The 22,072-nt window shown below is 72.2% G+C and carries 19 protein-coding genes; 11 read left to right on the forward strand and 8 right to left on the reverse strand.

Annotated features, from left to right (window positions below):
- Nucleotides 1-16: 16 nt before the first annotated feature.
- Nucleotides 17-1,144, reverse strand: a complete 1,128-nt coding sequence (locus tag ABZU52_RS14265) for a sulfite oxidase (RefSeq protein ID WP_354971476.1) — start codon at nucleotides 1,142-1,144, stop codon at nucleotides 17-19.
- 207 nt (nucleotides 1,145-1,351) lie between these two features.
- Between ABZU52_RS14265 and ABZU52_RS14270 the strand changes: the two genes are divergently transcribed.
- The gene (locus ABZU52_RS14270; RefSeq protein ID WP_354971477.1) at nucleotides 1,352-2,077 is read left to right on the forward strand and encodes a peptidoglycan DD-metalloendopeptidase family protein; all 726 of its coding nucleotides are present in this window, start codon (nucleotides 1,352-1,354) and stop codon (nucleotides 2,075-2,077) included.
- Here the strand turns inward: ABZU52_RS14270 and ABZU52_RS14275 are convergent.
- From ABZU52_RS14275 to ABZU52_RS14295, 5 genes are all read right to left on the reverse strand, one after another.
- Nucleotides 2,011-3,192, reverse strand: coding sequence for an aminotransferase class V-fold PLP-dependent enzyme (locus tag ABZU52_RS14275; RefSeq protein ID WP_354971478.1), 1,182 nt, complete (start codon nucleotides 3,190-3,192; stop codon nucleotides 2,011-2,013). The two genes, ABZU52_RS14270 and ABZU52_RS14275, sit on opposite strands and share 67 nt — an antisense overlap.
- A gap of 76 nt (nucleotides 3,193-3,268) precedes the next feature.
- Complete coding sequence (locus ABZU52_RS14280; protein WP_354971479.1) at nucleotides 3,269-4,381, reverse strand: tyrosine recombinase XerC; 1,113 nt, start codon at nucleotides 4,379-4,381, stop codon at nucleotides 3,269-3,271.
- A gap of 339 nt (nucleotides 4,382-4,720) precedes the next feature.
- The gene (locus tag ABZU52_RS14285) at nucleotides 4,721-5,938 is read right to left on the reverse strand and encodes a DNA-processing protein DprA (protein WP_354971480.1); all 1,218 of its coding nucleotides are present in this window, start codon (nucleotides 5,936-5,938) and stop codon (nucleotides 4,721-4,723) included.
- Nucleotides 5,935-7,455 carry a YifB family Mg chelatase-like AAA ATPase gene (locus tag ABZU52_RS14290; protein ID WP_354971481.1) on the reverse strand — a complete coding sequence of 507 codons (1,521 nt, stop codon included), beginning with the start codon at nucleotides 7,453-7,455 and terminating at the stop codon, nucleotides 5,935-5,937. The genes ABZU52_RS14285 and ABZU52_RS14290 overlap by 4 nt, the downstream gene beginning before the upstream one ends.
- 30 nt (nucleotides 7,456-7,485) lie before the next feature.
- On the reverse strand, nucleotides 7,486-7,845 hold the full coding sequence (locus ABZU52_RS14295) for a YraN family protein (protein ID WP_354971482.1): 360 nt from the start codon (nucleotides 7,843-7,845) through the stop codon (nucleotides 7,486-7,488).
- Between the two features lie 350 nt (nucleotides 7,846-8,195).
- On the opposite strand from ABZU52_RS14295, the gene ABZU52_RS14300 reads away from it, so the two are divergent.
- The 8 genes from ABZU52_RS14300 (at nucleotide 8,196) to ABZU52_RS14335 (ending at nucleotide 17,471) form a co-directional block, all read left to right on the forward strand.
- Nucleotides 8,196-9,383, forward strand: a complete 1,188-nt coding sequence (locus ABZU52_RS14300) for a hypothetical protein (RefSeq protein ID WP_354971483.1) — start codon at nucleotides 8,196-8,198, stop codon at nucleotides 9,381-9,383.
- A gap of 379 nt (nucleotides 9,384-9,762) precedes the next feature.
- Nucleotides 9,763-10,659 carry a 30S ribosomal protein S2 gene (gene rpsB, locus ABZU52_RS14305; protein ID WP_354971484.1) on the forward strand — a complete coding sequence of 299 codons (897 nt, stop codon included), beginning with the start codon at nucleotides 9,763-9,765 and terminating at the stop codon, nucleotides 10,657-10,659.
- A 134-nt stretch (nucleotides 10,660-10,793) separates the two neighbouring features.
- A complete protein-coding gene (tsf, locus tag ABZU52_RS14310) occupies nucleotides 10,794-11,621 on the forward strand; it encodes a translation elongation factor Ts (RefSeq protein WP_354971485.1) in 828 nt (275 codons plus the stop codon).
- A gap of 161 nt (nucleotides 11,622-11,782) precedes the next feature.
- On the forward strand, nucleotides 11,783-12,550 hold the full coding sequence (gene pyrH / locus ABZU52_RS14315; RefSeq protein WP_030335195.1) for a UMP kinase: 768 nt from the start codon (nucleotides 11,783-11,785) through the stop codon (nucleotides 12,548-12,550).
- Nucleotides 12,551-12,632: 82 nt separating this feature from the next.
- Nucleotides 12,633-13,190 carry a ribosome recycling factor gene (gene frr, locus ABZU52_RS14320; protein ID WP_088946658.1) on the forward strand — a complete coding sequence of 186 codons (558 nt, stop codon included), beginning with the start codon at nucleotides 12,633-12,635 and terminating at the stop codon, nucleotides 13,188-13,190.
- A 378-nt stretch (nucleotides 13,191-13,568) separates the two neighbouring features.
- Nucleotides 13,569-14,960: a phosphatidate cytidylyltransferase gene (locus ABZU52_RS14325; protein ID WP_354971486.1), complete on the forward strand. Its 1,392-nt coding sequence runs from the start codon at nucleotides 13,569-13,571 to the stop codon at nucleotides 14,958-14,960.
- 104 nt (nucleotides 14,961-15,064) lie between these two features.
- On the forward strand, nucleotides 15,065-16,222 hold the full coding sequence (gene rlmN / locus ABZU52_RS14330) for a 23S rRNA (adenine(2503)-C(2))-methyltransferase RlmN (RefSeq protein WP_354971487.1): 1,158 nt from the start codon (nucleotides 15,065-15,067) through the stop codon (nucleotides 16,220-16,222).
- Nucleotides 16,223-16,253: 31 nt separating this feature from the next.
- The gene (locus ABZU52_RS14335) at nucleotides 16,254-17,471 is read left to right on the forward strand and encodes a DivIVA domain-containing protein (protein ID WP_354971488.1); all 1,218 of its coding nucleotides are present in this window, start codon (nucleotides 16,254-16,256) and stop codon (nucleotides 17,469-17,471) included.
- Nucleotides 17,472-17,557: 86 nt separating this feature from the next.
- Here the strand turns inward: ABZU52_RS14335 and ABZU52_RS14340 are convergent, their stop codons facing one another.
- A complete protein-coding gene (locus ABZU52_RS14340) occupies nucleotides 17,558-17,779 on the reverse strand; it encodes a DUF2631 domain-containing protein (RefSeq protein ID WP_091400308.1) in 222 nt (73 codons plus the stop codon).
- 198 nt (nucleotides 17,780-17,977) lie between these two features.
- On the opposite strand from ABZU52_RS14340, the gene ABZU52_RS14345 reads away from it, so the two are divergent.
- Entirely contained in the window at nucleotides 17,978-19,558 is a 1,581-nt protein-coding gene (locus tag ABZU52_RS14345; RefSeq protein ID WP_354971489.1) for a Rieske 2Fe-2S domain-containing protein, read from the forward strand.
- A 130-nt stretch (nucleotides 19,559-19,688) separates the two neighbouring features.
- Nucleotides 19,689-20,384 (forward strand): TMEM175 family protein, encoded by a 696-nt coding sequence (locus ABZU52_RS14350; protein ID WP_354971493.1) that lies wholly within the window; start codon nucleotides 19,689-19,691, stop codon nucleotides 20,382-20,384.
- Here the strand turns inward: ABZU52_RS14350 and ABZU52_RS14355 are convergent.
- A complete protein-coding gene (locus ABZU52_RS14355; protein WP_354971490.1) occupies nucleotides 20,373-21,968 on the reverse strand; it encodes an NAD(P)/FAD-dependent oxidoreductase in 1,596 nt (531 codons plus the stop codon). The two genes, ABZU52_RS14350 and ABZU52_RS14355, sit on opposite strands and share 12 nt — an antisense overlap.
- Nucleotides 21,969-22,072: the final 104 nt, after the last annotated feature.

Here is a 22,072-nt window from a genome sequence, read left to right on the forward strand (position 1 = left end):
TGACACCCGCCGCCGATCACTCGGCCGGCACCACGACCTCGACCCGCTGCACCATGTTGTTGGCGAAGCCGCCACGGTTCCACTGTTGCTCGACCGGCTGGGTCCGCCCGGACGCGTCGGTCGCCCGCGCGCCAAGCACGTACCGGCCGGGGGTGGCGACCCACTCGTGCCGCCAGCGCCGCCAGGCGAAATCTCCGGCGTCCGCCGGGTCCAGCTCGGCCGGCGCCCAACTCTCCCCGCCGTCGGTGGTCACCTCCACGGCGACCACCGGTGCGTGCCCCGACCAGGCCCGACCATCCAGGGTGCACGGGCCGGGTCGCAGCACCCGACGGCGGGACATGAAGTCGGGGAAGCCGGGCGGGCGGACCAGCGCGCGCGGCTCGATCCGGGTGACCGGTACACCGGGGTCGTCGGCGTCGCGGCGTACCCGGTAGGCCACCGCGTTCTGGTACCCCTCGAACGGCTCGGTCCGCAGCTCGATGGAGTGGACCCACTTCACGTGCGCCATGCCGTACCAGCCCGGCACGATCAGCCGCAGCGGCGCGCCGTGCTGCGGCAGCAGGGGAGCGCCGTTCATCTCGTACGCCAGCAGCACCTCCTCGCGTAGCGCGTCGGCGACCGGAAGCGCCCGCTGATAGTCCTGCTCGACCCCGCGCTCCACGCCGTGATCGGCGCCGGTGAAGACCACGTCCACCGCGTCCGGGTCGATGCCCGCCTCGCGCAGCAGCGGAGCGAGGGGAGTGCCGGTCCACTCGGCGTTGCCGACCGCCTCGACCAGCCACGGCTGGCTCACCGGCCGGGGGTGCAGCACGGCACGCCCGTTGCCGGCGCACTCCAGCGTCACCTGCTGGGTGACCCGGGGTCGCTCGCGCAGGTCGGCGAGGGTGACCGTCAGCGGACGCCGCACCGCCCCGCCGATGGTCAGTGTGTGTGCCGCCGGGTCGAGCTCCGGGATGTCGTAGTGGATCAGCAGGTAGTGCAGCCCGGCCGGGGTGACGTCGTAGCGCAGCGCCTCCAACGGGATGCCGTGGTTGCGGGCCGCGAGCTGCAACTCCTCGGCGCTGATCGCCTCGTCCGGCTCCGCGAGCCGGGACGGACCGCTCGCGTCGGCCACCGACGGCGGCCGGTCGTCGACAGTGGTCATGCAGGGCCTCCCCGGTCCAGGTGGCGGCACCCGCCGCACGCGGCCCAGCCTAGGCCCTCGGTGGCGGCCCGAAAACGGCCCTGGGGTGCCACCCGGCTCATAACAGATCATCGAAGTGCTTGGGTGGTCGTCCACAGCACCTCCGGTTGTCCACAGGTCCGTCGGCCGGGCTGGCGGACCACCCCGCCTCGGCCGGAGGCTGCCGTCATGCGACCACCATCCGTCCGCTCGATCCGCCGTACCGTGCTGCTCTGCGCCGCGCTTCCCCTCGCGCTGACCGTGCATCTCTGCGGGCTGGCGCTGCTGGTCGCGGCGCTGCCCGGTCAACCACCGACACCGACCGTGCCGGTCGCGGCCCTGGCGGTGCCGGTCGCGGACCCAGCGCCCACCGGGCGGTTCCGCTGGCCGGTCGACGGGCCGCCCCGTCCGGTGCGCCGGTTCGACCCGCCGCCCCGGCCGTGGCTGCCCGGGCACCGGGGCGTCGACCTGGCCGCCCCAGCCGGGGCGGTGGTGCGCAGCGCCGGGCCGGGCACCGTGCTCTTCGCCGGCCTGGTGGCCGGTCGACCGGTGGTCACCGTGGGGCACGCCGACGGGCTGCGGACCACGCACGAGCCGGTCCAACCCGCCGTACGCCCCGGCCAGCCGGTCACCGCCGGTGCGCCGCTGGGCGAGCTGCTGCCCGGGCATCCGGGTTGCCCGGCCGAGGCGTGCCTGCACTGGGGCCTGCGCCGGGGCGAGGAGTACCTCGACCCGCTGGCCCTGCTCGGCCTCGGCCCGGTGCGCCTGCTCCCGGTCCGTCCGGTCAGCGGGCCCGCTCCCGGTGCGTCCGGTGCTTCCGGCGCTTCCGGTGCTCTCGGGTCGTCCGGTCAGCGCTGGGCGAGCAGTGCCGGCAGCCGTGCGGCCAGCCGCTCGTACTCGGCCGCGACGTTGTAGACCTGGCCGGTGAGCCGCAGCCAACCCCGGCCGTTCCAACTCATCACCGCCACCTCCGCGGCGAGCCGTTCACCGATCCGCGCCTGCAACGCCCGCGCCACGTCGATCGTGGTGCCGGTGCCGGGCGGCAGTGGGATGAGGCGCAGAGCCACCCCCGGTCCGCCGGGGTCGGGCAGGTCGGCGGGGGCCACCCCCAGCGCGTCCCCCACCACCCGCTGGCCGTACGCGGCGAGCGCGGCGTTGTGCGCCCGCACCCGGTCGACGCCGAGACTGCGCATCGTGAACAGGCCCGCCGGGGCGGCCAGCCAGGGCGTGTAGTCGAGAGTCGCCTGCCACTCGAGCCGGGCCGGGAAACCCGACTCCTGCTCCCAGGAGACCACCAGTGGCTCGATCCGGTCCCGCCACTGCGGCGCCACCGCCAGCAGGGCGGTCCCGCGCGGGGCGTACGCCCACTTGTGCAGGTTGCCCACCCAGAAGTCCGCGCCGATGCTGGCCACCGGGGTGGGCAGCATGCCCGGCGCGTGCGCGGCGTCCACCAGAACCGGCACGCCGTGTTCACGGGCCACCCCGACGATGGCGGCGGTAGGGAAGAGCTTGGCGGTGGCCGAGGTGAGCTGGTCGACGACGAGCAGGCGGGTCCGCCCGGGGCGCAGACCGGCGCGGATGTTCTGCACGATCTGCTCGTCAGTGGCGGCCAGCGGAATCGGCAGTACCCGGCTGACCGCGCCGGTACGACGGCACTCGCGCTGGATGGCCAGGCTCACCGCCCCGTACCCGTGGTCGGTGCTCAGCACCTCGTCGCCGGCCTGAAGGCCCACCGACTGGAGCACCACGGCGACACCGGTGGTGGTGTTGCCCACCAGGGCACTGCCGTCCGGGTCGGCGCCCAGGAACCCGGCCAGGTGCCGGCGGGTGTGCGCGATCCGGTCGACCAGCCCCTGCGTGAAGAAGCGCAGCGGGTTCGCCTCCATCTCGTCGCGCAGCCGCTGCTGGGCGCGCTGCACGCCGATCGGCACCGCGCCGAACGAACCATGGTTGAGGTGGCTGACCGCCGGGTCCAGGGAGAACAGCAGGCGGGCGCCCGGGATCGGCTCAGGAGGCTGCGGGACGCTCACGCGATGATCGTAATGCGTCCCGATCTTTGATCGGGGGCGCGTGCGTGCCCTTCGGCCTTTGCGTCCCGGCCTTTGATCAGGCGCGGGGGTGCGCCTGCTGGTACGCGGCACGCAGCCGCTCGACCGAGACGTGGGTGTAGATCTGAGTGCTCGCCAGCGACGAGTGACCGAGCAACTCCTGCACGGCGCGCAGGTCCGCGCCACCCTCCAGGAGGTGGGTGGCCGCGGAGTGGCGTAGATCGTGCGGGCTGGTCCGGGGCAGCCCAGCGGTCTCGGCGTACGCACCGACGATCCGACGCGCGGTCGTCGGGTTGAGCCGACCGCCCCGGGCACCCAGCAACAGCGCGTCGCCGGAGCGGGGCCCCGCCATCGCGGGGCGGCCCCGGCGCAGCCAGTCGTCCAACGCCCGCTGGGCGGGCACCCCGTACGGCACCGAGCGCTCCCGCCCGCCCTTGCCGAACACCCGGATCACCCGCCGGCCGTGGTCGACGTCGCCGACGCCCAACCCGCACGCCTCGCTGACCCGTACGCCGGTGGCGTAGAGCAGCTCCAGCAGCACCCGGTCCCGCAACGGCACCGCCTCGGCCCCCTCTGTTGCGCCCTGCACCGACCCGGCCGCTGCGTCCGTGCGCTCTGCATCGGCGCGCGCCTGGTCCGTCCGGGCTGCGTCCGTGCGGGCTGCATCCGTGCGTGCCTGGTCCGTGCGGGTTGCGTCCGCGGGCGCTTGGTCCGTGGACGGCGGGTTCGTGGGCGGTGCCTGCCGGGACGGTGCCTCGACCAGGGCGGCGGCCTGGTCGACGCGCAGCACGCTGGGCAGTTCCCGGTGCGCGCGAGGGCTGGCCAGCGCCGCGCCCACATCGGCGGGGAGCAGCCCGGCCCGGTGCGCCCAGGCGCTGAACGCCCGCGCCGACGCCGCCCGCCGAGCCAACGATGTGCGAGCCGCACCCGTGGTGCGTTGCCGCGCCAGCCAACTGCGCAGCACCGACAGGTCCAGCTCGGCCAGGTCGACGCAGCCCATCCGGACGGCGTGGTCGAGCAGCGAGACGAGATCAGTGACGTACGCGCGGACGGTGTGCGCCGACCGGTTACGCACCCGGGACAGGTGCTCGGCGAAGTCGTCGACCGCGTCGCGCAACGCTGGCGGCAACGCCTGGTGCATGGCCCGGGTGCCCCGGTCCGGTCGGCTCATCGTGGCCGCGCCAACGTGCTGGCCGGTCCACTGGCCCAGGCACCCTCACTCACAGCTGGCACGGCACCAGCCTACGGCCGGTCCGCGTACGTCACCGGACACGACGGTGCCGATGTTCACCCCGACTACCGGCGGTTGCTCCTCTTGACCAGGAACACGACCAAGCCGACAACGAGCACGGCGGTCACGACGAGACAGCAGAGCACGCTGATGTGCCACGGCTTGATTGCACCCATGACCGGGCACGGTACCGGCAGTAGCGGTCGGCCGGGGTCCCGAGCGCGAGGGGGTACGGGCATCTGGACGACCACCCCGGCCGGCGGGCTGTGTCGCACCCGCTCAGTTACCAGGCAGACCGGCCCCCTCCGCTGCCGCCGCTCCCTTGGGCTTGGCGGGTGGGGTGAGGGCGTAGCCGTCATCCCGACGGACCACCATGGACAACTCCTCCAGCAGCGACAGCTTGCGCAACGCGGTCCGTACGTCGACACCGGCGCGGACGGAGAGCCGGTCCACGCCCATCGCGCCCCGGCGGGGCAGCGCCTCCAGCAGCGACCGCGCGTCGTCGTCCAGCGTGTCGGTGGCCCGCTGCGGTCCACGCACCGGCGGAGCGAGGTCCGCGCCGATCCGGCCCACCTCCTCCAGTACGTGCGCCACCCCGGTGACCAGTCGGGCCTTGGGCTGCTCGCGCAGGAACTCGTGCGCGCCGACGGACATCGCCGAGGTCACCGGCCCCGGCACCACCATGGCCACCCGATTGGAGTGGATCGCTCGCCGCGCGGTCTGCGTCGCGCCGCTGCGCGCGGACGCCTCCACCACGACGGTGCCCAGGGTGCCTGCGGCGATCACCCGGTTGCGGATCAGGAATCGGGGCCGTAGCGGCTCGGCACCGGGCGGCCACTCACTGACCAGCAGTCCCGTCTCGGCGATCCGGTCGAAGAGCGCCGCGTTGCCCATCGGGTACGGACGGTCCAGCCCGCAGGCGAGCACCGCGACGGTCAGACCGCCCGCGGTGAGGGCGCCTCGGTGGGCGGCGGCGTCGATGCCGAACGCACCACCGGACACGACCGTCCAGTCCCGCTCCGCCAACCCGTACCCCAGCTCGGTCGCGACGTGCTGCCCATAGCCGGTGGCCGCCCGCGCCCCGACCACGGCCACCGAGCGATCCAGAGCCTCGCCGAGCGGCCAGCCCCCGCGTACCCAGAAGCAGAGCGGCGGGGCGGTCTCACCGTCCACCCGACGGCTGACGTCCGGCAGACGCAACGTGGCCAGGCTGGCAACCTGGGCCGGCCACTCCTCGTCGTCCGGCGTGACCAGCCGGGCACCCAGCCGGTCCGCCCGCTCCAGGGCCTCTGCCGCCACCGCCCGCGCGTCGCCGGCCGCCGAGCGTGCGGCGACCGTGGTGTGCAGCCAGCCGTCCGGGCTGCCGCCGTCGAGCAGCAGATCCAGGGTCGCCACCGGGCCGTGCCGTTCGACCAGCCGGTGCACCGCGCGCGTGCCCGGCTCCGCCAACCAGGTCAGGGCGACCCGGGCCAGCCTGCGTTCCTCCTCGGCGCTCACGTCGCCTCCCCCGTTCGTAGTTGAAGCGCTTCCCGGACGTCGTCGCGGTCCGGCCGGTCCCGGCCGTCCAGATCAGCGATGGTCCAGGCCATCCGGATCACCCGGTCGAAGCCGCGCGCCGACAGCGAGCCGGAGTCGAGCCGGCCACGCAGCTCGACGGTGACCCGGGCCGGCAGCCGCCACGGCGGTCGGCGCAGGTGCGGGCCGTCCACCTCGGCGTTGAGTCGTCGGCCGAGGTCGGCCCAGCGGGTGGCCGCCGCCTGTCGGGCCGCCGCCACCCGGGCGGCGACCGTCGCCGAGGGCTCGACGTCGCCGTCGGTCGCCATCAGCTCGGCCGCCCGTACCGGCATCAACCGCACCTGAACGTCGATCCGGTCGAGCAGCGGCCCGGAGAGTCTGCCCAGGTAGCGGCGACGGACCAGCGGGCTGCACTCGCAGTGCGCATCGCCGGCCGGCTTCGCGCACGGACAGGGGTTGGCGGCCAGCACCAATTGGGTGCGGGCCGGGTACACGGTGCCGCCCCCGCTGCGGCTCAACTGGATCTGGCCGTGCTCCAGCGGCTGGCGCAGCGCCTCCAACGCACCCTTGCTGAATTCGGGGGCCTCGTCCAGGAAGAGCACCCCGCGGTGCGCCAGCGACACCGCGCCGGGTCGGGCCAGCCCCGAGCCGCCACCGACCAGCGACGGCACGGTCGCGGTGTGGTGCGGCGCCTGGAACGGGGGGCGACGCAGCAGCCGCCCGCCCGGCGGCAGTAGCCCGGCGACCGAGTGCAGCGCGGTGACCTCCAGCGCGGCGTCGTCGTCCAGCTCGGGCAGGATCGACGGCAGTCGTTCGGCGAGCATCGTCTTGCCCGCGCCCGGGGGCCCGAGCAGCGCCACGTGGTGCCCGCCGGCCGCGGCGACCTCCAGGGCGCGTCGACCCATCTGCTGCCCGGCGACCTCGGCAAGATCGGGCCCACCGACCACCGGCGCCGGGATGTCCGTCGGTGGCTCGATCAGCGGGGTCCCGTCGCGAACGAAGGCTACGAGCCGGTGCAGGTTGTCCACCGCTCGCACCCGTACCCCGGGGATGACGGCGGCCTCGGCGGCGTTGCCGACCGGGACGATCACCCGCGCGACGCCGGCCCGGGCCGCGGCGGCGACCATCGGGAGTACGCCGCGCACCGGCCGCACCGTCCCGTCGAGCCCCAGCTCGCCGAGGACCACCACCCCCTCCAGGGGAAGCAGCGGCAGCTCACCCGAGCCGCCCAACAGCGCTGCGGCGATGGCCAGATCGAAGGCCGAGCCGAATTTCGGCAGCGTGGCGGGCAGCAGGTTGAGGGTGATCCGCCGGTTGGGCCAGCGCTGGCCCGAGTTGACCACGGCGGCGCGGACCCGGTCGCGGGCCTCGTGCAGCGCGGTGTCCGGCAGGCCGGAGATCACCACCGCGGGCAGGCCGGCGGCCAGGTCGGCCTCCACCTCGACCAGGTGTCCGGTCACCCCGACCAACCCCACGCAGAGCACCTTCGCGTAGCTCACCGCGCGTCGCCGATCTTCCGGGTACGCATCTCAGAACGCGCCCTTCAGGTGGTCGACCTGCGCCGGGCCGGTGTCGGGCAGCCGCACCGACAGCACGTCGAAACGCACCTCCTCGGCGGTCGTGCCGGTCTCGGTCAGCCACCGCGCGGCGAGCCTTCGCAGCCGGCGGGCCTTGGTCGGCACCACCGCCTCGGCCGGGGTGCCGAAGCCCTCACCCCGGCGGGTCTTCACCTCGCAGAAGGCGAGCACCGGCCCGTCCCACGCGATGATGTCGATCTCCCCGGCCGGGCAGCGCCAGTTCTGGGCGATCGGGCGCAGCCCCGCCTCGGTCAGGTGCCGGACCGCGCACCGCTCGCCGTACGCGCCAACCGCCTGGTTCCGCTTCGTCATGGCCGGCACGGTGCCCGCCGCAGGGCGGTCGCCGCGACTCGGCGAGGGGCCTATCTGTGGACAACGGGTGTGCTGTGGACAGTCGGACGATCATGCCCGCGCTGTGCTAGCGACGTGGGACGCCCGACCGAGGCCGGCAGCGCGGCCGACCGCACCCCATCGGCGGGGCCACCATGATCAGGTGATGGAAAGTAGGTGTCAGGACCGCCTCCGACCTACTTTTCATCACCTGATCACGGTGCGGGGCCGCGGCGGCGGCACCGAAGGCGCCATCCATGCCCCCCGCTGGCGGGTGCTCGGCGGGGTGGCCAGCCGGGCTGAAATGGCGCCGGCGTGGCTGGTCGCATACGGTGCCTGACGTGGACGGACGACGGAGTTTTCCGGAAGATCAGGAGTCGCGCTGGTACCCCGACGAGCGGGGTCACGGTTACGGCGAGTCGGAGTGGCGCGGCGCTAGCGAGCCGCGCTACCGGGACGGCGAGATTCCCGGGCAGCGTGGCGCGGAAGACGGCCGCTCCGTCGAGGACACCGGCGTCGGCCGCCGCCGGGAGCCCGACTCGGGACGCTTCGGCGCCGTCGACGCGGGCCGGTTCGGTGCGCCGGAGTCGGGCTCGGGTCGTTTGAGCGCGGTGGACGGGGGCCGGTTCGGCGGTGCGGCGGAGTCGGGCTCGGGTCGTTTGAGCGCGGTGGACGGGGGCCGGTTCGGCGGTGCGGCGGAGTCGGGCTCGGGTCGTTTGAGCGCGGTGGACGCGGGCCGGTTCGGCGGTCCGCCGGAATCGGACTCGGGTCGCTTTGGTGCCTTGGACGTCGAGGCCGATCGGTTCGATGCGAGTGAGGCTGATTCGGGGCGTTTCGGCGCGGTCGACCCGCTGGCTGCCGGACGGCCGGAGGTGGACGGTTACCGGGCCACCCGGTCGCGGCGGGCGGACCGGGACCCCTCGGAGACCTCCGGTGAGCTGCCCGGACGCCGGGCCGCCCGGGAGCCGGCCGTGGCGGGTCCTCCGGTGACCAGCGCGGTGCCGGAGACGTCCCGCGACAGCACATCGGCAGCGCCGGCCGGTGTGCTCGCTGATCAGGCTCGTCCCGCTCCGCTCGGTGGGTACCCGATCATCGAGCCGACCCGGGGTGGCGACACGCCGCACCCGCTGGAGATGCCGACCGGCCCCATGCCGGGGATCGGCCCACGGCCCGACCTGCCCGCAGCCGAGCCCCCGGTGTATCCGCCGGCCGCCGACGGCGTCTACCGGACCCGTCGGCCGGTGCTGGCCGTACTCTTCGCGCTGCTGGTGTTGATCTTCGAGGTCCCGGCGTTGCGAGTGCTGCTGGCGGGGGTGACCGGCGACCCGGTGGACGCCGGGAACGTGGTGGTGGGTATCGCCCTGGTAGCCGGACTGCCGATCTTCGCGACCGGGTTGTACGGGCTACGAACCGGCGGTCTGGCGCTCGCCGACAACGGCCGGGGCTGGCTCCGCCCACCAACGGCCTACCTGACCGTCGGCCTGGTGCTCTTCGTGGCCGCCGCGCTCGCCGCCGGCTGACCCGGCCGCGCTCGCCGCCGACGTCGGCGCGCGCCGACGATCCGGACAACAACCAGGAAGAGGCGACGCGGAGGCCGCTACTTCCACGAACTAGCGCGATCGTGCCGGCAACTCGCGCGGGAAGCGGCGAAGGGGCGGAGCGGCATAGCAGCACCCCACGCGCACCCGGGGGCGGCTGAGCGGGTGAGGGGCGTACACTGGCCAACTGGCGACCGCCTCGTGCGGTCGACCTCGCGCGCCCTCTTCACGAATCGTCGTGGAGCGACGGCCTCCCTGGTCCCGATCTTGATCGGGTCCACCATGGGTCGGCGACCAGGCGCCAGGACGCCCGGCCACCGGCCGGGCGTGACAACCAGGGACCTTGAGGAGTACCCCAACCATGGCCGTCGTGACCATGCGTCAGCTGCTGGAGAGCGGTGTCCACTTCGGGCACCAGACCCGGCGCTGGAACCCGAAGATGAAGCGCTTCATCATGACCGAGCGCAACGGCATCTACATCATCGACCTGCGCCAGACCCTCGAGTACATCGAGAAGGCGTACGAGTTCGTGCGTGGAACCGTCGCCGAGGGTGGCAGCATCCTGTTCGTCGGCACCAAGAAGCAGGCCCAGGAGGCGATCGCCGAGCAGGCGACCCGGGTCGGCCAGCCGTACGTCAACCACCGCTGGCTCGGTGGCATGCTGACCAACTTCCAGACCGTGTACAAGCGGCTCCAGCGGATGAAGGAGCTGGAGGGTCTGGGTGACCTGAGCGGCACCGCCGCCGGTTACACCAAGAAGGAGACCCTGCAGCTCTCCCGCGAGAAGATCAAGCTGACCCGCACCCTCGGTGGCCTGCGGGACATGCAGAAGCTTCCCGCCGCGGTCTGGATCGTCGACACCAAGAAGGAGCACATCGCCGTCGACGAGGCCCGCAAGCTGGGCATCCCGGTGATCGCGGTGCTGGACACCAACTGTGACCCGGACGAGGTCGACTTCCCGATCCCGGGTAACGACGACGCGATCCGCTCGGCCGAGCTGCTGACCAAGGTCGTCGCCGCCGCCGTCGCGGATGGCCTGATCGCGCGTTCCGGCCGTCGCCGGGGCAACGACGAGAAGCCCGAGGGTGTCGCGAGCGACGAGCCGCTGACCGAGTGGGAGCGCGAGCTGCTCGAGCCGAAGAAGGCCGACGAGACCGCCGCCCCGGCCGAGCAGCCCGCTGCCGCCGAGCAGTCGGCCACCCCGGAGCAGCCGGCGCAGGCCGCCACCGAGCAGCCGGCGGCCGCCACCGCGGAGTGATCGCACCGTCGCTGCCCCGCCGTCCGTTTTCGCGAACGGCGGGCAGCGACGGTACGCCGGGCACGTTCCGCCCGGATCCGGGTAACCGGCACCTCTGACCATCCACACGCCGTCTCAACATCGAAGAGAGAGCCATGTCCCAAATCACCGCCGCGGACGTCAAGAAGCTCCGCGACCTCACCGGCGCCGGCATGATGGACAGCAAGAAGGCGCTGACCGAGGCCGAGGGCGACTTCGACAAGGCCGTCGAGATCCTGCGCGTCAAGGGCGCCAAGGACGTCGGCAAGCGGGCTGGCCGCACGGCCGCGAACGGCCTGGTCGCCCACTCCGGCAAGTCGTTGCTCGAGCTGAACTGCGAGACCGACTTCGTCGCCAAGACCGACTCGTTCATCGCGCTGGCCCAGCAGCTGGTCGAGCACGGTGACCGCTCCGGCGTGAACTCCGCCGAGGAGCTGCTCGCCACCGAGCTCGACGGCAAGGTCGTCGCGGACCTGATCCAGGAGCAGTCCGCCAAGATCGGCGAAAAGCTGGTGCTCAACCGCTTCGCCCGGGTCGAGGGCACCATCGCCATCTACCTGCACCGCAAGGCCCAGGACCTGCCGCCGGCCGTCGGCGTGCTGGTGTCGTACACCGGCAAGAGCGACGAGGCCGGCGACGCCGACGCCCGCGGTGTGGCCATGCAGATCGCCGCGATGCGGCCGAAGTACCTCACCCGGGACGAGGTTCCGGCTGAGGTCGTCGAGTCCGAGCGGCGCATCGCCGAGCAGACCGCCCGCGAGGAGAACAAGCCCGAGGCGGCCCTGCCGAAGATCATCGAGGGTCGGGTGAACTCCTTCTTCAAGGACTTCGTCCTGGTCGAGCAGGCGTCGGTGGCCGACAACAAGAAGTCGGTGAAGCAGCTGCTGGCCGAGGCCGGCATCGAGGTCACCCGCTTCGTGCGGTTCGAGGTCGGCCAGGCCTGAGCCGCCACCGGGCGCCGCGTGCGCCCGTGGGCAGAAGACGTCAACGAGGAGGCCGCCGGTGTACATGACAGGCACCGCGGCCTCCTCGTCACATAGGGTCGGCAGCGGCAGGTTCGCGGTACGCGCCGCACGGGGCGTGCGCGTGGGGAAGGGCGGGGCGGATGACGCAGGTTGTGAGTGACCGGACGCTGGAGCTGGACGATCCGACGGCACCGCCGCCGGGGCGTGCCCGCCGGGTGGTGCTGAAGCTCTCCGGTGAGGTCTTCGGTGGCGGCGCGATCGGCGTCGACCCGGACGTCGTCCAGGCCATCGCCCGGCAGATCGCCACCGTGGTCCGCCGCGGCGTGCAGGTTTCCGTGGTGGTCGGCGGCGGCAACTTCTTCCGCGGCGCGGAGCTGCAGAAGCGTGGGATGGACCGGGCCCGCGCGGACTACATGGGCATGCTCGGCACCGTGATGAACTGCCTCGCTCTCCAGGACTTCCTGGAGAAGGAGGGCATCGAGACCCGGGTGCAGAGCGCCATCACGATGGCCCAGGTCGCCGAGCCGTACATCCCGCTGCGCGCCATCCGGCACCTGGAGAAGGGCCGCGTGGTCATCTTCGGCGCCGGCGCCGGGATGCCGTACTTCTCCACCGACACCGTGGCCGCCCAGCGGGCGCTGGAGATCCGGGCCGACGTGGTGCTGATGAGCAAGAACGGCGTGGACGGCGTCTACACCGCCGACCCCCGGATCGACCCCACCGCCAGCAAGCTCGACTCGATCACCTTCTCCGAGGTGCTGCGCCGTAACCTGCGGGTGGCCGACGCGGCGGCGTTCAGCCTCTGCATGGAGAACGGCCTGCCGATGCTGGTCTTCGGCGCGCAGGGTGACGACACCATCATCCGCGCGGTGGGTGGCGACAAGATCGGCACCCTGATCACCGCCTGAGTTCCGCCGACGGCGATGGCGGCAACGGTCTGACGACTTTCAGCAGAGCCCACCACGAGCACAGAAGGAGGCGAGGAGACCGGTGATCGACGACACCCTCCTCGAGGCCGAGGAGAAGATGGAGCGTGCGGTTGAGCACGCCAAGGAGGAGTTCGGCGCCATCCGTACCGGTCGCGCCAACGCCGCCATGTTCTCCAAGGTCATCATCGACTACTACGGCACGCCCACGCCGCTGACGCAGATGGCGTCCATCGCGGTTCCCGAGCCGCGGATGGCCATCATCAAGCCGTACGACAACTCGCAGATCAACGCGATGGAGAAGGCGATCCGCGACTCGGACCTCGGGGTGAACCCGAACAACGAGGGCAACCAGCTGCGCATCCTGCTCCCGCAGATGACCGAGGAACGCCGCCGCGACATGATCAAGGTGGCCCGGCACAAGGGCGAGGAGGCCAAGGTGGCCATCCGCAATGTCCGCCGCCGTGGCAAGGAGGAGCTGGACCGGATCGTCAAGGACGGCGAAGCCGGCGAGGACGACGGCCGCCGCGCCGAGAAGGAACTCGACGACCTGACCCAGCGGTACGTGGCCAGCATCGACGACCTGGTGAAGCACAAGGAAACCGAGCTGCTCGAGGTGTGATCGTCCACCCGCTGGTCGGATGAGCTGTTCCGAGGCCCGTTCCCGACGTCGGGAACGGGCCTCGTGCTCTCTGGCAGGGGATGGGGACCCGGACGGTCCTGGTGCGCGCCGGGGCGATCCGGGCGAACGTGCGTCGTACCGAATGGGTGTGCGTCGCTGGTCGGCGGGCTGGCGGCGCGGGTGACGTCCGTCGGCGTGCCTCGTCCGCCGTGTGGATCCGGCGGGTGCAGTAGGCTCGGCACGATTCCCGGCCACCGGGTGGTGAACACCGGGGATCGACCGACCGTCGGGGCGGTCAATCGGAGGAACATCGCACGTGTAGGGGATGCTTGTGGTCTTGCGTCATGTGGTGGTTCTCGTGCCGCTTCGCGGTGCGTGATGTCCCACCCCGACCCCTACGGCAGCGAGCCTCGCGGCTGGAACCGGCCGGAGCGCCCGGTGGCGCTGCCCTGGCCGGAGGAGGATCTGGAGGCCGGCCAGTGGAGCCGCCGTCCGGCCGCCGGCCCTGAGCTGTACGCCGAGCCGCACGCCCGGCCGTACGCCGACCCGCACCCAACGGACCCGTACGACGAGCGGGGCCGCCCGGTCCGCCCGGACGACCGCTTCGACGACCGCGACCGGCACGATCGTTTCGACGACCGTGACCGGCAGGTGGACGACCGCAACCAGCCCGACCGGTACGAAGACCGGGGTCGCGGTGACCGGTACCTGGACCGTCCCCCGGCCGCCGGCGACGGGCCGCCGCGTTACGACGGCCCGGGCCGTGGGCGTTTCGACGAGCCGAGCCGCCTCGACGGTCCTCCCGCCCACGTCGACGCCCCGGGGTACCCGACCGAGCAACTTGAGCCGATCCGGGCCGAGGTGGTGCCGGACGAGGCTCCGACCAGCGGTCGACGGCCGAAGGGGCGACGGCGGGCCAGCCTCGACCGACCGGCCACCCAGCAGTTGGGCACCGGGCGGGCCGGGCGCAACCTTCCCGCGGCGATCGGCGTCGGGCTGGGCCTCGGCGCGCTGATCGTGGTGCCGCTTGTCGTCTACCCGTTGGCGTTCCTGCCGGTGATCGCCGCCGCGGTCGCCATCGGCATGTGGGAGATGGCCCGTGCGGTCCGGCGCAGCGGCGCGCACCCGCCGTTGGTGCCGCTGATCGGCGGTGGCGTGTTGACAGTGGGTCTGGCCTGGTTCGCCGGCCCGGACGCGCTCAGCCTGGGGCTGCTGGTCACCGTGCTGGGCACGATGATCTGGCGGTTGGGTGACGGGCCGGCCGGGTTCCAGCGGGATCTCACCGCGGCCACCCTGATCGCCGTCTACGTGCCGTTCCTCGCCGGCTTCGCGGCGTTGCTGGCGGCGGCCCCCGACGATGGGCCGCTGCGCATTCTGGCCACCCTGATCGGGGTGGTGCTCTCCGACACCGGCGGGTACGCGGCCGGCGTCTCCTTCGGCAAACACCCGATGGCCCCGTCGATCAGCCCGAAGAAGTCCTGGGAGGGCTTCGCCGGCTCGGTTACCGCGGCGGCCCTGGGCAGCGCGTTGCTGCTGTGGCTCATGTTCGAGGTGGCCCCCTGGTGGGGTGCGCTGTTCGGGGTGGCCGTCTCCTGCGCGGCGGTCCTCGGCGACCTGGCCGAGTCCATGATCAAGCGGGATCTCGGTGTGAAGGACATGAGCAACCTGCTGCCCGGCCACGGCGGTCTGATGGACCGACTGGACTCGATCCTGTTCGCGGTGCCGACGGCCTACCTGCTGTTGGCGGTCCTGGTGCCGGTGGTGAACTGAGGTATGAATCACGGCGACCTGGTCATCCGGCTCCGGCGGTCGCGGCCCGTTCGACACCTCCGGACCGGCACCCGCCGCCGACGGCGTGACACACTGGACCAGCCATGACGAGCCTGCCCCTGATCCCCGCCATCTCGGTCGCCCCTGCCGCGCGCCGGGCCTCCATGCCCCCTCAGCACCTCGCTGACCTGGACCTGGCCGGCCGCCAGGCGTTGGTCACCGGGCTGGGGGAGCCGGCCTTCCGCGCCAAGCAGGTCTCCAACCACTACTTCGGGCGGTTGGTCCGCGACCCGCAGGCGATGACCGATCTGCCCGCGGCGACCCGGGAGCGGCTGGCCGACCAACTGCTGCCGACGTTGCTCAACCCGGTGCGCGAGCTGGCCTGTGACGACGGCGCGACCCGCAAGGCGCTCTGGCGGCTGCACGACGGCGCGCTGGTGGAGAGCGTGCTGATGGGCTACCCGGACCGGGTGACCGTCTGCATCTCCAGCCAGGCGGGTTGCGGCATGGCCTGTCCGTTCTGCGCGACCGGCCAGGCCGGGCTGACCCGCAACCTGTCGACGGCGGAGATCGTCGACCAGGCGGTGTACATGGCCGGGGTGGCGGCCTCCGGCGTGGTCGCGGGTTCCCCGCCGAGGCTGTCGCGCGTCGTCTTCATGGGCATGGGCGAGCCGCTGGCCAACTACAACCGGGTGATCGAGGCGATCCGTCGGCTGGTCAGCCCGGCTCCGGAGGGGCTTGGCCTGTCCCAGCGGCACATCACCGTTTCCACGGTCGGCCTGGTTCCGGCCATCCACCGACTGGCCAGCGAAGACCTCTCAGTGACTCTTGCGTTGTCGTTGCACGCCCCCGATGATGATCTGCGCGACGAACTCGTGCCGGTAAACCAGCGCTGGAAGGTAGCCGAGGTGCTGGACGCAGCGTGGGACTACGCCGCCCGGACGGGCCGTCGTGTGTCGATCGAGTACGCGATGATCAAGGACGTGAACGACCAGCCGTGGCGAGCCGACCTGCTCGGGCGGCTGTTGGCCGGCAAATTGGCCCACGTGAACCTCATTCCGCTCAATCCGACGCCGGGCAGCCGCTGGGACGCGAGCCCGAAGCCGGTCGAGCGGGAGTTCGTCCGGCGGTTGCGCGACGCCGGGGTGTCCACCACGGTTCGGGACACCCGAGGTCGCGAAATCGACGGCGCGTGTGGCCAGCTCGCCGCCGCCGAGGACAACGACACCAACACCGACCGCGCCGGAGATGCACCGGCGTGACCGGGCGTGGCGAACGAGACCAGGAGACATAGTGGCGAGTCAGGGTCAGCGTTTCCGGCGCAAGGCGCTCCGCCGGGGATACAAGGTCGACGAGGTGGATGCCTTCCTCGACCGGGTCGAGGCGACGCTCGACGGCCGACAGGTCGGTGCCCCGGTGGCCTCCCAGGAGGTTCATGACGTCGTCTTCCGGGTCCGCTTCAACGGCTACGACGAGTGGCAGGTCGACCTGCACCTGGACCGGGTCGAGCGGCAGCTGGCCGAGTTGGAGGAGCGCAACAGCGCCGGGCGCGGCGGCGACCCCCGGATGGGCCCACCGGACCGGATGGGTCCTCCGGTGCGTGACGACCGGGGCATGGTTCCGCAGCCGATGCCGCCCCGGCCGATGCCCGCGCAGGCCGGCCCGCCCTACGGCCGCTACGACGAGCCGACCGGCGCCTTCGCCGGTGGCTACGACGCCCCCCGCGGCGGTGGTTACGACGCGCCACGTGGCCCGGCCGGCCCCCCGATGGGTCCCGGTGGCCCGATGGGCCCCGGCCCGATGGGTGGCCACGGCATGCCGCAGCGCGGCCTGCCCGCCGGCCCCAGTGGGTACGGCCCGGACGACCAGCGTGCGCCCGGTGGGTACGGCCCGGACGACCAGCGTGCGCCCGGTGGGTACGGCCCGGACGACCAGCGTGCGCCCGGTGGGTACGGCCCGGATGATCAGCGCGGCGGGTACGGCCCCGACGACCAGCGCGCCCCCGGCGGTTATCCGCCGCCGCCGGAGGAGCCGCGCTTCGACGGCTTCGAGGCCGGGCGGCACGGTCGTGCCGACATGACGGCCGAGATCCGGATGCCGGAGCGGGACCCGCGCGACATGCGCCGTGGTCCGGCCGGTCCGCCTCCGCTGCCGCAGCAGGGCATGGGTGGCCCGCCGATGGCCGGCCCGCCTCCGATGGCCGGCCCGCCGGCGGTTGCTGGCCCGCCGATGGGTGGTCCCCCGATGGCCGGTCCGCCCGGCAGCGACCTGTACCGGGTCGACCAGATCCGCCGTAGCTTCCAGGTGCGCCGGTTCGGCAGCGGGTACGACCCGGACCAGGTGGACCGGTTCTTCGAGACCCTGCTCGGTGGCATGCAGCGCCGCAACCCGATGCCGGTCGACCCGAAGGACCTGGACACCCTCCGGTTCGGCCTGGTTCCGGGTGGCTATTTCGAGGCCGAGGTCGACGCCGCGCTCAAGGACGTGCAGGACATCCTCTTCGGGCGTTGACCCGACGCGACACGGACGAGGGCCCGTCCCCCTGGTGGGGGCGGGCCCTCGGCGTTCGTCGGCCGGTCGTCCGGCGGTGGGTCGGGTCAGGAGCGCAGACCGCTGCGCCGCAGCACGACGTCGCCGATCACGATGATCAGCAGCAGCGCGGCCAGGCCGATCAGCCAGATGTCCTCGACCCTGCCCTCGTGGTTGCCGCAGATCATCGCCAGCAGCGCCAGTGCGGACAGCACGGCGCCGATCTGCCCGGCCTTGCGGTGCCCGGGCTTGTGCTGGTCTGGCGACGTTACCGGCTCGCTTCCTGCCACTGTCGGTCCTTCCCTCGCGATCGGATCTTTGGTTAGTCTGGCACGCCTCGTACGCGGTGCGGTGGGGTGGGGGTTTCCTGGCCATCGGCCCCGGCCCAACTGGGCCGAACGGCACTACTGGCGTCGCGGGGCGGCGGTCAGACTCGCTCCGGTAGCGTTTGGCGTACACCTGATTGTCTGTTTGAGGGGGACTGTGCGGTGCGAGTGACCGGAACCGGGCACGCCAGCATGCGGATCGACACGGCCGCGGGCAGCATCCTGTGCGACCCGTGGGTCAATCCGGCCTACTTCGCGTCGTGGTTCCCTTTCCCCGACAATTCACTGCTGGACTGGGAGAGCCTGGGGCAGGTCGACTACCTGTACGTCTCCCACCTGCACCGGGACCACTTCGACGCGAAGCACCTGCGCGACTTCGTTTCCAAGGACGCCACCGTCCTGCTGCCCGAGTTCCCCACCTCGGAGATGGAGGACGAATTACGGGCGCTGGGCTTCACCAAGTTCCTGAAGGCGCCCAACGAGCAGGTGGTGGAGCTGCCCGGCGGGCTGAAGATCATGATTCAGGCGCTGACCAGCCCGACCGACGGGCCGATCGGGGACTCCTCGCTCTGGGTCGAGTACGAGGGTGTGCGGCTGCTCAACCAGAACGACGCCCGCCCCACCGACCTCAGCGTCTTCGCCGAGCTGGGCCACGTGCACGCTCACCTGCTTCAGTTCTCCGGCGCGATCTGGTACCCGATGGTCTACGAGCTGCCGCAGGCGGCGAAGACCGCGTTCGGCAAGCAGAAGCGTGACCGGCAGTTCGACCGGACCTGGCGCTACATCGACGACCTGAAGGCGTCGCACGTCTTCCCGATCGCCGGCCCGCCGTGCTTCCTGGACGACGCGCTGTGGCAGTTCAACGACATCCACGGGGACGAGGGCAACATCTTCCCCGACCAGTCCGTCTTCCTGTCCGAGTACGCCAAGGTCGGCGGCACCAACGGGATCGTGCTGCTGCCGGGGAGCGTCGCCGAGGTGACCACCGAGGGCGCGAGCACCACCCACCCGGTGCCGATCGAGGAGTTCTTCGCGAACAAGGTCGCGTACCTGGAGGAGATGCGGGAGCGCAAGCGCCCGATCATCGAGGCGGAGAAGGCGTCCTGGCGGCACCCCGAGGTGGACGTGCTCGGGGAGATGAAGCGTCGGATCGAGCCGCTGCTCGACGAGTCGATCTACCTGGCGAAGGGTGTCGGCGGTCCGGTCCGTTTCGACCTTGTCGGCTACGACGGCGAGAGCATCGAGTCGATCGTGGTGGACTTCCCGGGCAAGGAGGTCCGACCGTACGCGGACGAGAAGGTGCGCTACCGGTTCCGGACCGACCGGTCGTTGATCGAGCACCTGCTCTTCATCGACGAGGTCGACTGGGTCAACTCGCTCTTCCTGTCCTGCCGGTTCTCGGCGGCCCGGATCGGTCAGTACAACGAGTTCGTCTACGCGTTCTTCAAGTGCCTCTCAGAGGAGCGGCTCCAGTACGCCGAGGGCTGGTACGACGAGCACGAGCGCAGCACCGACGCCGAGGACATCACGTTGGGCGACTGGGTGGTGCAGCGGCGCTGCCCGCACCTGAAGGCGGACCTGACCCGCTTCGGCATCGTCGAGGGTGACCAGCTGACCTGCCAGCTGCACGGGTGGCGTTTCGACCTGCCCAGCGGCCGCTGCCTGACCAGCGTCGGCCACAAGGTGAGGGCCCACCGGGTAGACGCGGAAACCCCCGCCCCCGCCGGCGAAGCCGTGATCTGACCCCTTCACCCCCGAGATCTTGCACTTTCTGTTGGTGCAAAGTAGGGCAATAGCCCCATAACGACGACAGAAAGTGCAAGATCGCGGGAGGGGGTGCGTGCATCCCGGCACCACCGAGAGCGGGGCGGGAGTGGCGGAGGGCGCGCGGGAGGACGAGTACCGGTATGGGCGCGGCCGGGAGAAGGTCCGGGACGCCGCCCGGGTGGAGACGTTCAGCGACGGCGTCTTCGCGGTCGTGCTGACGGTGATGGCCGTCGAGCTGCTCCAGACCGGCCCCGCCAGGGACAGTGGACGAGCGGTTCCGGACGCCTTGGCCCACGCCTGGCCGTCCTACCTGGCATATGTGATCACCTTCGCGATCGCCGGGCAGGTCTGGCTTGCCCACCACAACCTGTGGCGGTACATCGTCCGGGTCGATCAGATGCTGCTGGTCTTCAACCTCGGTGTCCTGCTCTTCATCGCCACGATCCCGTTCACCGCCGACCTGCTGTCGGACAATCTGCGGGGCAGCCCGACCGATCAGCGGTTGACCGCCGCCCTGTACCTCGGCACCGTGCTCGGTGAGGCGATCTTCGTCAACCTGAGCTGGTGGTGGGCCCGCCGGCGTGGACTGCTGAACCCCGACCTGGATCCCCGGCTGGCCCGAGCGATCGCACGGCGGGTGCTGCTCAAACCCCCGCTCTACCTCGTCGCCTTCGCCGTCGTCTTCATCGACCCCATCCTGAGCCTCTGCGCGTACCTCCTGCTGGTCGGCTACTACCTGGTCGGCGGCCCGGGTGATCTGCGGCCGTCCGCCGGCCCGACCGGGAACCGGTCAGCGGCCTAGATCGGTGAGGATTCGACGGGCGGCGTTGTGGCCGGCTGCGCCGATGACGCTGCCGGCCGGATGGCAACCGGCGCTGCCGGCGTACACGCCGTCGATGCCGGTGGCGTAGGGCATCCGGTCGGTGAACGAGACGGTGTTGTCGACGTGGTGGATGTGCCCCCCGGTGATGCCGAAGTGCTCCTCGATGCCGGGCGGCGGCAGCGGCACCGCGTCGGCGATCAGGTCGGCGGTGCCGGGGGCGTACCGCTCGACGATCCCGATCAGCCGATCGACGTAGCCGGGCAGCTCCGCCTCCCAGGTCGTGCCGGCCAGCTGGTACGGGACGGACTGGACGAAGAGCGCCGACGAGTGGTGCCCGGCCGCGTCGGAGAGCGACGGGTCGACTGTGGTGTGCAGGTACCACTCGATGGTGGGCTCCGCCGGCAGTAGCCCGGCCTGCACGTCCGCCCACATCGCGCGCAGCGCGGTCATCGGCGAGGTGGCCGCCCCGCCGACCAGCGACGCCGACCCGGGCAGCAGGTGGATGGTCGAGCCGAACGGACTCGGCGTGCCGTCCGGCAGGCAGGAGAACCGGGGCAGCCCGGTGAGCGCCAGGTTGAGCTTGAGGGTGGTGCCGGGCCGGCGGACCGCCGCCATCCGTTCGCCGAGGGGCGCCGGGAGCGCGCCGTCGGGCAACAGGTCCATCAACCGGTACGGGTCACACGCGCCGAGCACCACCCGGGCGGCGATCTCCCGACCGTCGGCCAGCACCACTCCGCTCGCCGCCCCGCCGTTTAGGGTCACCGCGCGCACCGGCGTACCGGTCAGAATCGTCGCCCCGGCGGCGCGCGCGGCCTCGGCGAACGTGCGCGAGACAGTGCCCATGCCACCCTCGGCGATCATCCAGGTGCCGCCGGAGCCGGGGAGTCTGCACATGTTGTGCACGAGGAAGTTGTGCCCGGTGCCGGGGTCGTCCGGGCCGGCGTTGAGCCCGGACAGGCCGTCGGTGACCGCGTACATGCTGACCAGTAGTTCGGAGCGGAACTCGAACCGGGCCAGGTAGTCGGCGACGGAACCCTGCACCAGGTCGACGAAGACCTGACGCAGCGCCGGGCGGACGTGCCGCTCGGCGGTCTCCGGCACGCTCAGCGGCTCGGCCAACCAGGCTGGCGCCAGGTCTTCCCGCAGCGCGGCCAGCTCGGCCTGCATGGCGTCGTCGGCGGCCACGTCGGCGGGGGAGAAGAACTCGGCGAGCTGCGCCCGGGTGGCGGCGGTGTCACTGCCGAAGAGCAGGTACGGGGAGCCGAGGCCACCCGGGGTGGGCAGGAAGTAGTGCGGGTCGCGGCGCAGTACCGGGATCCGTACGTCGAGCGTGGCGAGCAGCTCCGGGGGCATCAGCCCGAGCAGGTACGAGCCGGTGGAGTGGCGCAGCCCCGGCACCTTCGGGAACGGGTTCTCGGTGCGGGTCGCGCCGCCGAGCACGTCGGCGGCCTCCAACACGAGGACGTCCAGGCCGGCGCGGGCCAGCAGGACCGCGGAGACCAGGCCGTTGTGCCCGGCACCGATGATGACGACGTCGGCGCGGGCCGGAATCTCACTGCTCATGCCGCGCGAGCCTAGTCCGCCCCACCCGACCAGGGCACCCCTCCCACCCCTCGTGATCAAGAAGTTTGCGTCACCGGAGGGCCAATTGGTGACGCAAACTTCTT

The organism is Micromonospora sp. NPDC005220 (assembly GCF_040607895.1).
Taxonomy (GTDB): domain Bacteria; phylum Actinomycetota; class Actinomycetes; order Mycobacteriales; family Micromonosporaceae; genus Micromonospora.

Bases quoted from the DNA above. Each gene is read 5' to 3' on its own strand.
- ABZU52_RS14295 (WP_354971482.1), bottom strand. From the start codon at position 7,845: ATGACGAAGCGGAACCAGGCGGTTGGCGCGTACGGCGAGCGGTGCGCG.
- ABZU52_RS14270 (WP_354971477.1), top strand. From the start codon at position 1,352: ATGCGACCACCATCCGTCCGCTCGATCCGCCGTACCGTGCTGCTCTGC.
- tsf (WP_354971485.1), top strand. From the start codon at position 10,794: ATGTCCCAAATCACCGCCGCGGACGTCAAGAAGCTCCGCGACCTCACC.
- ABZU52_RS14265 (WP_354971476.1), bottom strand. From the start codon at position 1,144: ATGACCACTGTCGACGACCGGCCGCCGTCGGTGGCCGACGCGAGCGGT.
- rlmN (WP_354971487.1), top strand. From the start codon at position 15,065: ATGACGAGCCTGCCCCTGATCCCCGCCATCTCGGTCGCCCCTGCCGCG.
- ABZU52_RS14355 (WP_354971490.1), bottom strand. From the start codon at position 21,968: ATGAGCAGTGAGATTCCGGCCCGCGCCGACGTCGTCATCATCGGTGCC.
- pyrH (WP_030335195.1), top strand. From the start codon at position 11,783: ATGACGCAGGTTGTGAGTGACCGGACGCTGGAGCTGGACGATCCGACG.
- ABZU52_RS14325 (WP_354971486.1), top strand. From the start codon at position 13,569: ATGTCCCACCCCGACCCCTACGGCAGCGAGCCTCGCGGCTGGAACCGG.
- ABZU52_RS14280 (WP_354971479.1), bottom strand. From the start codon at position 4,381: ATGAGCCGACCGGACCGGGGCACCCGGGCCATGCACCAGGCGTTGCCG.
- rpsB (WP_354971484.1), top strand. From the start codon at position 9,763: ATGGCCGTCGTGACCATGCGTCAGCTGCTGGAGAGCGGTGTCCACTTC.